This window comes from Streptomyces racemochromogenes, assembly GCF_039535215.1.
Taxonomy (GTDB): domain Bacteria; phylum Actinomycetota; class Actinomycetes; order Streptomycetales; family Streptomycetaceae; genus Streptomyces; species Streptomyces racemochromogenes.
Genome location: NZ_BAAAWT010000001.1, coordinates 4,271,807 through 4,282,500 on the forward strand (window position 1 = coordinate 4,271,807; position 10,694 = coordinate 4,282,500).

Below are 10,694 nucleotides of genomic sequence, written 5' to 3' on the forward strand. Positions count from 1 at the left end.
ACGGATCGTCTGAAAAGCCGCTCTGCGTACAAGGTAGGTTTGCTCCACCGCACAGAACCTTCAGGAGGGCAGGCAGTGGCCGCAGATCTTTCGAACATCGTCAAGGCGTACGACGTACGTGGCGTCGTACCCGACGAGTGGGACGAGCCCCTGGCCGAACTGTTCGGTGCTGCGTTCGTCGAGGTCACCGGCGCCACGGCGATCGTGGTCGGCCACGACATGCGGCCCTCCTCCCCGGGCCTGTCCGCCGCCTTCGCCCGGGGCGCGGCCGCCCGCGGCGTCGACGTCACCCTGATCGGCCTGTGCTCCACCGACCAGCTGTACTACGCCTCCGGCAAGCTGGACCTGCCCGGCGCCATGTTCACCGCCTCGCACAACCCGGCCCAGTACAACGGCATCAAGCTGTGCCGCGCCGGCGCCGCACCCGTGGGCCAGGACACCGGCCTCGCCACCATCCGCGAGCTCGCCGAGAAGTGGACCGACGAGGGCGCCCCGGAGATCCCCGCCGGCACCGTCCCGGGCACCATCACCGAGCAGGACACCCTCACCGGCTACGCCGAGCACCTCAAGGGCCTGGTCGACCTGACGGCCATCCGCCCGCTGAAGGTCGTCGTCGACGCGGGCAACGGCATGGGCGGCCACACCGTCCCCACCGTCTTCGAGGGCCTCCCGCTGGACCTCGTCCCCATGTACTTCGAGCTGGACGGGACCTTCCCGAACCACGAGGCCAACCCCCTCGACCCGAAGAACATCGTCGACCTCCAGGCCCGCGTGATCGCCGAGGGCGCCGACCTGGGCCTGGCCTTCGACGGCGACGCCGACCGCTGCTTCGTCGTCGACGAGCGCGGCGAGGGCGTCTCCCCGTCCGCCATCACCGCCCTGGTCGCGGCCCGCGAGCTCGCCCGCAACGGCGGCACCGGCACGATCATCCACAACCTGATCACCTCGTGGTCGGTCCCCGAGGTCGTCCGCGAGAACGGCGGCACCCCCGTCCGCACCCGCGTCGGCCACTCCTTCATCAAGGCCGAGATGGCCGCCTCCGGCGCCATCTTCGGCGGCGAGCACTCGGCGCACTACTACTTCAAGGACTTCTGGAACGCGGACACCGGCATGCTCGCCGCGCTCCACGTCCTCGCGGCCCTCGGCGGCCAGCAGGGCCCGCTCTCCGAGCTGGTCGCCGAGTACGACCGCTACGTCGGCTCCGGCGAGATCAACTCCACCGTCGCCGACCAGGCCGCCCGCACCGCCGACGTCAAGGCCGCCTACGCCGGCCAGGAGGGCGTCACCTTCGACGAGCTGGACGGCCTCACGGTCTCCGCCGCCGACTGGTGGTTCAACCTCCGCCCCTCCAACACCGAGCCGCTCCTGCGCCTCAACGTGGAGGCCCGCGACGAGGCCACCCTGGCCAGGATCCGCGACGAGGTCCTCGCCCTCGTCCGCGCGTAACGCCCGACCGGCGGGCGCAGGATCCAGGGGCGTCGCCCCTGCCCCGCGCCCGCCGGCGGCTCCGCCAGGCCGGCGAAATCCAGCCCCGCCGGCGTTTGAGGCGCGGGGGTCCGGGGGCAGAGCCCCCGGCGACGGACCCGCACCCGAAACCGGGTACCCCGCCCGGCAGGGCAACGGCGCCCGGCCCCCGTCAAGCCGCACCGCAGGTGACTCGGCGGTACGCTGACCTCGCCCAATCCGCGATAAGCGATCCGCATCCCCGAAGGGAACCGCCCCATGCCGCTCGAAGCCGGCCTGCTGGAGATCCTCGCCTGCCCCGCCTGCCACGCCCCCCTCCGGGACGAGTCGGCGGACGAGACCGCCCCCGAGCTGATCTGCACCGGCCAGGACTGCGGTCTCGCGTACCCGGTCCGCGACGGCATCCCGGTCCTGCTCGTGGACGAGGCCCGCCGCCCCGCCTGACCGGCCCCCGTTCCCCACCGCTCGACCAGCCTGGATCCGTCAACCCCGCCGGAGGCCCCCATGCTCGACGAGTCACTCCTCGACGCACCGGACGATCTCGCCCGTGCCGACCGCCGCGGCCTGCTCCGCGGCGCCGCCGAGGCCGGGGCCCGGGTCCGCACCGCGGCCCGGCACGCCACCGAGGCCGGACTCGCGGACCTGCGCCCCGACGGGCGCCCCCGCTCCGTCCTGATCGCCGGCTCCGGCACGGCCGCCACCGGCGTCGCCGACCTGCTCGGCGCCCTCGCCGGAGCCTCCGCGCCGGTCACCCGCCTGCAACCCACCGGCGTCGCGCACGCCGCCGGGGCGCTGCGCTGGAACCTGCCCGGCTGGGCGGGAGCCGTGGACCTGCTCCTCATCGCCACCACCGACGGCACCGAGCCCGGCCTCGCGGCCCTCGCCGAGCAGGCCTACCGGCGCGGCTGCGCCGTGGTCGCCGTCGCCCCCGAGCGCTCACCGCTGGGCGAGGCGGTGAACGGCGCGCACGGAGTCCTCGTACCGATGGCCAAGGCCCCCTACCAGGAGTACGACGAGTCCGCCGCGGCCGGTCCGGGCGCCCTCTGGGCCCTGCTGACCCCGCTGCTGGTCCTCCTCGACAAGGTCGGCCTGATCAGCGCCGCCCCCGAAGCCCTCCAGCGCGTCGCCGACCGCCTCGACCGCACCGCCGAGCGCTGCGGCCCGGCCATCGCCACCTACTCCAACCCGGCCAAGACCCTCGCCGCCGAACTGGCCGACTCGCTCCCCCTCATCTGGAGCGAGGGCGAGGGCGCCGGCCCCGCCGGCCGCCGCTTCGCCGCGACCCTCGCCGAGCTGGCCGGCCGCCCCGCGCTCTCCGCCACCCTCCCCGAGGCGCTGCCCGCGCACGGGGTGCTGCTCGCCGGGGCCTTCGCCGCCGGAGCCGACCCGGACGACTTCTTCCGGGACCGCGTGGAGGAGCCGCAGGCCCTGCGCGCCCGCATCGTCCTGCTGCGCGACCGGCCGACGGGCGCGCTCAGCGCCGCCCCGGCCGCGCGCGAGCTCGCCCTCAGCCACGACACGGCCATCAGCGAGCTCGAACCGGAGGAGGGCGGCGACCTGGAACAGCTCGCCGAGCTCCTCGCCGTCACCGACTTCGCCACCGCCTACCTGGCGCTGGCGGCCCGGGGACACAGCTAGGCACACCCGTGCCCGCACCACATCCAGATCCAGGAAGACGACGACGATGGACCGCCTCACCAACACGATCCGCCCCTACGCGTGGGGATCCACCACCGCGATCCCGGCCCTCCTCGGAGTCGAGCCGACCGGTGAGCCCCAGGCCGAGATGTGGATGGGCGCCCACCCCGGCGCCCCCTCCCGCCTCGACCGCGGAGCCGGCGAGACCACCCTGGCGGCCGTCATCGACGCCGACCCGGAGGGCGAACTCGGAGCAGCCGCCGTCGCCAGGTTCGGCCCCCGCCTGCCCTTCCTCCTCAAGATCCTCGCCGCCGGCGCCCCCCTCTCCGTCCAGGTCCACCCCGACCTCGCCCAGGCCCGCGCCGGGTACGAGGACGAGGAGCGGCGCGGCGTCCCGATCGACGCGGGCCACCGCAACTACAAGGACCCCAACCACAAGCCCGAGCTGATCTGCGCGCTCACCCCCTTCGACGGCCTGTGCGGCTTCCGCCCGCCGACGGAGGCCGCGGACCTCCTCGAAGGCCTCGGCGTCGACTCCCTCAAGCCGTACGTGGACCTGCTGCGCGCCCACCCCGAGGAGGCGGCCCTGCGCGAGGTCCTCACCGCCGTCCTCACCGCCGACCGCGAGGAGATGGCGCGCACCGTCGCCGAGGCCGCGGCCGCCGCCGAACGCCTCGGCGGGCCGTACGAGGCGTACGCGGGGCTCGTCCACGACTACCCGGGCGACCCCGGCGTGATCGCGGCCATGCTCCTCAACCACGTGCGGCTCCAGCCCGGCGAGGCCATGTTCCTCGGCGCCGGCATCCCGCACGCCTACCTCGACGGCCTCGGCGTCGAGCTGATGGCCAACTCGGACAACGTGCTGCGCTGCGGGCTGACGCCCAAGCACGTGGACGTCCCCGAGCTGCTGAAGGTCGTCATCTTCGAGCCGAGCGCCCCGGGCATCCTGCGTCCCGAGGGCGACGGCGAGGAGGTCTACGAGACCCCCATCGACGAATTCCGGCTCTCCCGCCACGTCCTGGCCCCCGGCGGAGCCCCCCGCGCCCTCCCCGACGGCGCCCCGCAGATCCTGCTCTGCACCGCAGGCGCCCCCCGCGTCGGCGAACTGGCCCTGGCGCCCGGCGAGTCGGTCTTCGTCCCCGCGGGCGAAAAGACCGAACTGTCCGGTGCTGGTACCGTCTTCCGGGCCACCGTGGTCCTCTGACGTAGCGTCGGCCGCACCCGCAGCTGCAACAATGTGCGGCCGTAGTCAGCGGCCAGGAAGGACACCCAGCACCCATGAGCGCGTCGGGCGGTACCAGGGCGATCGTGGCGGCACTCGCCGCCAACCTCGCCATCGCTGTAGCCAAGTTCGTGGCATTTCTCTTCAGCGGCTCCTCGTCGATGCTCGCGGAAAGCGTCCACTCGGTCGCCGACTCCGGAAACCAGGGCCTGCTGCTCCTCGGCGGGAAGAAGGCCCAGCGCGAGGCCACCCCCCAGCACCCCTTCGGGTACGGGCGCGAGCGCTACATCTACGCCTTCCTCGTCTCCATCGTGCTCTTCACCGTCGGCGGCATGTTCGCCATCTACGAGGGCTACGAGAAGATCCACGACCCGCACCAGATCGAGGCCTGGTACTGGCCCGTCGGCGTCCTCGTCTTCGCGGTCGTCGCGGAGGGCTTCTCCTTCCGCACCGCGATCAAGGAGTCCAACGAGAGCCGCGGCAGCCAGAGCTGGAGGCAGTTCGTCAAGAGCGCCAAGGCCCCCGAACTGCCCGTCGTCCTGCTGGAGGACCTCGGCGCGCTCGTCGGCCTCGTCCTCGCCCTCATCGGCGTCGGCCTCGCCCTGCTCACCGGCAACGGGGTCTGGGACGGCATCGGCACCCTGTGCATCGGCGTCCTGCTGATCGTCATCGCCGTCGTCCTGGCCCTGGAGACCAAGTCCCTGCTGCTCGGCGAGGCCGCCGGCACCGCCGAGGTCGAGAAGATCAAGGCCGCGCTCGTCGACGGCGACACCGTCACCGGCGTCATCCACATGCGCACCCTGCACCTCGGCCCCGAGGAGCTCCTCGTCGCCGCCAAGATCGCCGTCCAGCACGACGACACCGCGACCGAGGTGGCCAACGCCATCAACGCCGCCGAGGCCCGCATCCGCGCCTCCGTCCCGATCGCCCGCGTGATCTACCTGGAGCCGGACATCTACCAGCCCGAGCTCGCTCCCCGCCCCGACCTCACCAAGGGCGACGGCCGCTGACCGGCCCCGCCCGCCCGTACGTACGAAGGCCCCCGCAGCTCACCTGCCGCGGGGGCCTTCGTACGTACGGGCGGGTGCCGGGGCTACCGGATCTAGACCAGGCGGGCCTTCGTCCCGTCCAGCGCGCCCCACTCGATGCCCTCCGAAGACCGGGCGAAGCCGACCGTCGGGCGGGCCACCGCGTCCGTCTTGGCGTGCGGGATCGCGATCGACTCGCCGAGCCCCGTGGTGCCCTGCGCCTCCCGGGCGAGGGCCACCCGTACGAGCTCGTCCACCTCTGCCAGCTCCCGGATCGCGGCCCCCTTGGTGTCCGAGGATCGCGCGCACGAACCGATCCACCGGCATCCTGCACCAGGTGAGGGGCGGATCAAAAGTCCGAAAGGCCCCGAACATCCCGCCGGACGGCCTGGAAACGAAGAACGACTTGTTCCCGTCCCCACTGGGGTCCGCTCCGCCGATCGGTGTAGATTCGTCATCAGTGTCAGGCGTCGCTGCTGATGGCGGTCGGGCGGTCCTCGTGACCGGCCGAGGGGAGAGAGGGCCCCGCGACGGACTGTGCTCAGTGCACCGGCCAGCCCCGTGCGCGGCCCAGCCGTACCCACCTCTCGAACCATGAGGAGCATCACCCATGGACTTCAAGGTCGCCGACCTTTCCCTTGCCGCCTTCGGCCGCAAGGAGATCACCCTGGCCGAGCACGAGATGCCGGGTCTGATGTCGATCCGCAAGGAGTACGCCGAGGCGCAGCCGCTGGCCGGCGCCCGCATCACCGGCTCCCTGCACATGACCGTGCAGACCGCCGTCCTCATCGAGACCCTCGTCGCGCTGGGCGCCGACGTCCGCTGGGCCTCCTGCAACATCTTCTCCACCCAGGACCACGCCGCCGCCGCCATCGCGGTCGGCCCGAACGGCACCCCGGAGAACCCGCAGGGCGTCCCCGTCTTCGCCTGGAAGGGCGAGACGCTGGAGGAGTACTGGTGGTGCACGGAGCAGGCGCTGACCTGGCCGAACACCCCCACCGGCGGCCCGAACATGATCCTCGACGACGGTGGTGACGCCACCCTCCTCGTCCACAAGGGCGTCGAGTTCGAGAAGGCCGGCGCGGCCCCGGACCCGTCCACCGCGGACTCCGAGGAGTACGCCCACATCCTCACGCTCCTCAACCGCACCCTCGGTGAGGCCCCGCAGAAGTGGACGCAGCTCGCGTCCGAGATCCGCGGCGTGACGGAGGAGACCACGACCGGTGTCCACCGCCTCTACGAGATGATGGCCGAGGGCACCCTGCTCTTCCCGGCGATCAACGTGAACGACGCCGTCACCAAGTCGAAGTTCGACAACAAGTACGGCTGCCGGCACTCGCTGATCGACGGCATCAACCGTGCCACCGACGTCCTGATCGGCGGCAAGGTCGCGGTCGTCTGCGGCTACGGCGACGTGGGCAAGGGCTGTGCGGAGTCGCTGCGCGGCCAGGGCGCGCGCGTCATCGTCACCGAGATCGACCCGATCTGCGCGCTGCAGGCGGCGATGGACGGCTACCAGGTCGCCACCCTCGAGGACGTGGTGGAGACCGCGGACATCTTCATCACCACGACCGGCAACAAGGACATCATCATGGCCTCGGACATGGCCAAGATGAAGCACCAGGCCATCGTGGGCAACATCGGCCACTTCGACAACGAGATCGACATGGCCGGCCTCGCGAAGATCGAGGGCATCGTCAAGGACGAGGTCAAGCCGCAGGTCCACACCTGGAAGTTCCCCGACGGCAAGGTCCTGATCGTGCTGTCCGAGGGCCGCCTGCTGAACCTGGGCAACGCCACCGGCCACCCCTCGTTCGTGATGTCGAACTCCTTCGCGGACCAGACCCTGGCCCAGATCGAGCTCTTCACCAAGCCGTCCGAGTACCCGACCGACGTCTACGTGCTCCCCAAGCACCTCGACGAGAAGGTCGCCCGCCTCCACCTCGACGCCCTCGGCGTCAAGCTCACCACCCTGCGCCCCGAGCAGGCCGCGTACATCGGCGTCAAGGTCGAGGGCCCGTACAAGCCCGACCACTACCGCTACTGATCCACCGCCACCGATCCCCACGGATCCGCAGCACTCCAGGCAGGCCCCCGGCATCCGCGCCGGGGGCCTGCCCCGTACCCAAGGACCCGACGCCATGCCCCGCGGCCGCTACTCGCTCCACGACCCGCACGACCACACCCCCCTCGGCGAGGAGCACTTCCACTGCGCCCCCGGCCCCTCCGGCTGGCGCTACGTGGCCCAGCTGACCACCCCGGACGGGGACCACCGCGGCTCGCTGGACCTGGCCCTCGACGCCCTCGGCCGACCCATCCGCATGGAGGCCAACGCCGGCGGCTGGCAGGTGCGCGGCGCAGCCATCGACGGCGTCACCTGGGTCCGCACCGACCCCGCCGGAGCCGAGGCCACCGAGGGCAACGTCGCCGCCCCCGGCTTCACCGGCAGCTCCCCGGCCTTCCTCATCGCCACGGCCCGCCTGCTGCGCCTGACCCCCGGCGCCCCCGCGACCCGCGTCCGGCTCCTCGCGCTCACCGATCCCGTACTGGCACCCCGTACGGTCGACCAGGCCTGGACCCTGCTCTCCCGCGCCGAGCACCCGACGGACAGCGGCCCCCTGGTGGTGGACGAGTACCAGGTCACCGCCCTGGACACGGGCGAGGTCCACACCGTGCACCTCGCGGGCGACGTGGTCCTCTCGGCGCCCGGCATCGAACTCGAACACCTGGAGACCCCGCCGTCGTCCTTCGCGGACGCCGACGATCCGGACGGCTTCGAGGACTAGGCCGGCGGCGCGAACCCGGTCCCGCGCGGCGGCGTCGGCGACACGGGCGCCACGACCGGCGCGGGAGCGACGACCGGCCCGGCCACGGGCACGGGTGCAGGCATCGGCGCCGACATCTGCTCAGGCATCGGCGCCGGGGCGAAGGCGCGCGCGGCGTCCCGCGACTGCCGCTCGTGCACCACCGCCATCAGGAACGCGGCGGCCGGCACCCCGGGCGGCGGCGGCGTCCCGGTCCGGGCCACCACGTCATCGGCCAGCCGCCCCGCCATCGCGGCACCCGTGTGCGGGTCCAGCTGGTTCATCCGCGTCAGGTACTGCCGGATCGCCAGCCACAGCCCGTCCGGCACCGCCGACAGGTCCAGCGCCGCGAACTGCCCGGCCAGCCACGGCGGCGGCGGGGGCACCGGCATGACGCGGGTACCCGGCACCCGCTCCCGCACCACCAGGGTCCCGGCGAACACGTCACCCAGCCGCCGGCCCCGCTCCGACATCAGCGAGGCGATACAGGCGACCGCCCCGAAGGTGAGCAGCAGCTCAACGACCCCCATGGCCCCGCGCACCAGCGCGTGCCGGAACCGGATCGGCCCGCCGTCCTCCCGCACCACCCGCAGCCCGCACGCCAGCTTCCCCAGCGAGCGGCCGTGGCTCAGCGTCTCCACCGCGATCGGCACGCCGACCACCACCAGCAGGAGGCTGGCCACCGCCACCGCGGCCTGCGCGGCCTCGTCCAGGGAAGCCGTCGCGGCCACCAGCCCGACGATCACCACCACGAACCCGACGCCGTACACGACCAGGTCGAGCAGGACAGCCAGGGCCCGGCTCGGCAGCCGCGCCGGCCGCAGACCCAGGACGACCGCGTCTCCCGTCACCAGATCGCTCAACGCGCGCACCTTTCCCCGACCTGACCCGCCCCTGTGCACCCCAGTCTGCCAAGCTGACCACAGGAGAAGTAAGCCGTATCGGGTGGCCAGGGGCAGGGGAGCGGTAACCGGATGGATCTCGACGTCTTCGTGGCGGCCCACCAGACGGAATGGGCCCGCCTGGAGCAGCTCCTCGGCCGCGGCCGCCGGCTCACCGGCGCGGAAGCCGACGAACTCGTCGCCCTCTACCAGCGCACCTCCACCCACCTCTCCCTGATCCAGTCCAGCGCCCCGGACCCGATGCTCACGGCCCGCCTCACCCAGCTCGTGGCCCGCGCCCGCTCGACGGTCACCGGCACCCGCCGCGCCGGCTGGCGCGACGCCGCCCGCTTCTTCACCGAGGGCTTCCCGGCGGCCGTCTACCGCAGCCGCCGCTGGTGGATACCCACCGCGCTGCTCTCCACCGCCCTCGGCGTGCTCATCGGCTGGTGGATAGCCGCCCACCCCGAGGTGCAGAGCGCCATAGCCGCCCCCGAGCACCTCAAGGACCTGACGCGGCCCGGCGGCCAGTACGAGACCTACTACTCCAGCCACCCGGCGGCCTCCTTCGCCGCGCAGGTCTGGACGAACAACGCCCAGGCCGCAGCGATCTGCCTCGTCCTCGGCGCCTTCCTCGGACTCCCGGTCCTGTGGATCCTGTTCCTGAACATGGCCAACCTGGGCGTCGGCCTGGGCCTGATGACCTCCGCCGGCCGCCTCGACGTCTTCCTCGGCCTGATCCTCCCGCACGGCCTCCTCGAACTGACCGCCGTCTTCGTCGCCGCCGGTACGGGCCTGCGCCTCGGCTGGACGGTCATCGACCCGGGCCCCCGCACCCGCCGCACGGCCCTCGCGGAACAGGGCCGCGCCGCCCTCGGCATGGCCATGGGGCTGGCCGCGGTCCTCTTCGTCTCCGGCCTGATCGAGGGCTTCGTGACCCCGTCGGGCCTTCCGACCTGGGCCCGCATCACGATCGGCGTGGTCGCGGAGGCCGCGTTCCTCACCTACGTCTACGTCCTCGGCGGCCGCGCCTCCCGCGCGGGCGAGGTGGGCGACGTGGAGGAGGCGGACCGCACGGCGACGCTCCCGACGGCAGCCTGATGTGCGTACAAGGCAGCTGAGCTGCTAGTCTCCTCGTCGTCCCGCAGACCGTTGACACGGCCACTGTGGGGAGGTAGATTCGAACGGTTGCCTCGAACTGGACAAGTTCGGCAGCGATGGTTTAAAATCTCTCTCGCTCCCATTCGGAATTGAATTCCTGTGGGGCGCAGTCGACTCCTCATCCAGGAATCCGAAGCCGGGAAATCCGGTGGAAAACTTCTGATAGAGTCGGAACCGCCGGAAAGGGAAAGCGCGAAAGCGCAGGACCTGGAAAGCGAGCGAGAAAGACTCTGATAGAGTCTGAATCGCAAGAACGAAGAACGAAAGCCCGGAGGAAAGCCCGAGAGGGTGAGTACAAAGGAAGCGTCCGTTCCTTGAGAACTCAACAGCGTGCCAAAAATCAACGCCAGAAGTTGATACCCCGTCCACTCCGGTGGATGAGGTTCCTTTGAAAAAGACCTGTCGGGCCCTCGGGCACTGGCAGGCAACGAACACAGCGAGGACGTTGTGGTCAGTCGGTCTTATTCCGACCGTGACTGGCCCGCTCTTTCGTGGT

General features: G+C 72.0%; 9 protein-coding genes and 1 pseudogene. 8 read left to right on the forward strand and 2 right to left on the reverse strand.

Going from position 1 to position 10,694, the window contains the following annotated elements; genetic code table 11:
• The first annotated feature begins 75 nt into the window (after nt 1-75).
• The 5 genes from ABD973_RS19785 (at nt 76) to ABD973_RS19805 (ending at nt 5,334) form a co-directional block, all read left to right on the forward strand.
• On the forward strand, nt 76-1,446 hold the full coding sequence (locus tag ABD973_RS19785; protein ID WP_345501231.1) for a phosphomannomutase/phosphoglucomutase: 1,371 nt from the start codon (nt 76-78) through the stop codon (nt 1,444-1,446).
• A 276-nt stretch (nt 1,447-1,722) separates the two neighbouring features.
• Nucleotides 1,723-1,908 (forward strand): Trm112 family protein, encoded by a 186-nt coding sequence (locus ABD973_RS19790; RefSeq protein WP_007264456.1) that lies wholly within the window; start codon nt 1,723-1,725, stop codon nt 1,906-1,908.
• 60 nt (nt 1,909-1,968) lie between these two features.
• On the forward strand, nt 1,969-3,102 hold the full coding sequence (locus ABD973_RS19795; protein WP_125821307.1) for an SIS domain-containing protein: 1,134 nt from the start codon (nt 1,969-1,971) through the stop codon (nt 3,100-3,102).
• A gap of 46 nt (nt 3,103-3,148) precedes the next feature.
• Nucleotides 3,149-4,306: a mannose-6-phosphate isomerase, class I gene (manA, locus tag ABD973_RS19800; protein WP_125821306.1), complete on the forward strand. Its 1,158-nt coding sequence runs from the start codon at nt 3,149-3,151 to the stop codon at nt 4,304-4,306.
• Between the two features lie 74 nt (nt 4,307-4,380).
• On the forward strand, nt 4,381-5,334 hold the full coding sequence (locus ABD973_RS19805; protein WP_125821305.1) for a cation diffusion facilitator family transporter: 954 nt from the start codon (nt 4,381-4,383) through the stop codon (nt 5,332-5,334).
• Nucleotides 5,335-5,429: 95 nt separating this feature from the next.
• On the opposite strand, the pseudogene ABD973_RS19810 reads toward ABD973_RS19805, so the two are convergent.
• Nucleotides 5,430-5,648, reverse strand: a pseudogene (locus tag ABD973_RS19810) (PTS sugar transporter subunit IIA); the annotation flags it as partial.
• Between the two features lie 314 nt (nt 5,649-5,962).
• Between ABD973_RS19810 and ahcY the strand changes: the two are divergent.
• Together ahcY and ABD973_RS19820 are read left to right on the forward strand one after the other, a co-directional pair.
• Nucleotides 5,963-7,399 (forward strand): adenosylhomocysteinase, encoded by a 1,437-nt coding sequence (gene ahcY / locus ABD973_RS19815; protein ID WP_125821304.1) that lies wholly within the window; start codon nt 5,963-5,965, stop codon nt 7,397-7,399.
• A 94-nt stretch (nt 7,400-7,493) separates the two neighbouring features.
• Nucleotides 7,494-8,138 (forward strand): hypothetical protein, encoded by a 645-nt coding sequence (locus ABD973_RS19820; protein ID WP_125821303.1) that lies wholly within the window; start codon nt 7,494-7,496, stop codon nt 8,136-8,138.
• Here ABD973_RS19820 and ABD973_RS19825 read toward each other — a convergent pair.
• Nucleotides 8,135-9,019 carry an RDD family protein gene (locus ABD973_RS19825; RefSeq protein WP_345501238.1) on the reverse strand — a complete coding sequence of 295 codons (885 nt, stop codon included), beginning with the start codon at nt 9,017-9,019 and terminating at the stop codon, nt 8,135-8,137. The two genes, ABD973_RS19820 and ABD973_RS19825, sit on opposite strands and share 4 nt — an antisense overlap.
• 111 nt (nt 9,020-9,130) lie before the next feature.
• On the opposite strand from ABD973_RS19825, the gene ABD973_RS19830 reads away from it, so the two are divergent.
• On the forward strand, nt 9,131-10,138 hold the full coding sequence (locus ABD973_RS19830) for a stage II sporulation protein M (protein WP_125821301.1): 1,008 nt from the start codon (nt 9,131-9,133) through the stop codon (nt 10,136-10,138).
• Nucleotides 10,139-10,694 lie beyond the last annotated feature (556 nt).

What these genes read in the sequence shown, in the direction of transcription:
- ABD973_RS19790 (WP_007264456.1), top strand. Translation starts at nt 1,723, where the DNA reads ATGCCGCTCGAAGCCGGCCTGCTGGAGATCCTCGCCTGCCCCGCCTGC.
- ABD973_RS19795 (WP_125821307.1), top strand. Translation starts at nt 1,969, where the DNA reads ATGCTCGACGAGTCACTCCTCGACGCACCGGACGATCTCGCCCGTGCC.
- manA (WP_125821306.1), top strand. Translation starts at nt 3,149, where the DNA reads ATGGACCGCCTCACCAACACGATCCGCCCCTACGCGTGGGGATCCACC.
- ABD973_RS19805 (WP_125821305.1), top strand. Translation starts at nt 4,381, where the DNA reads ATGAGCGCGTCGGGCGGTACCAGGGCGATCGTGGCGGCACTCGCCGCC.
- ahcY (WP_125821304.1), top strand. Translation starts at nt 5,963, where the DNA reads ATGGACTTCAAGGTCGCCGACCTTTCCCTTGCCGCCTTCGGCCGCAAG.
- ABD973_RS19820 (WP_125821303.1), top strand. Translation starts at nt 7,494, where the DNA reads ATGCCCCGCGGCCGCTACTCGCTCCACGACCCGCACGACCACACCCCC.
- ABD973_RS19830 (WP_125821301.1), top strand. Translation starts at nt 9,131, where the DNA reads ATGGATCTCGACGTCTTCGTGGCGGCCCACCAGACGGAATGGGCCCGC.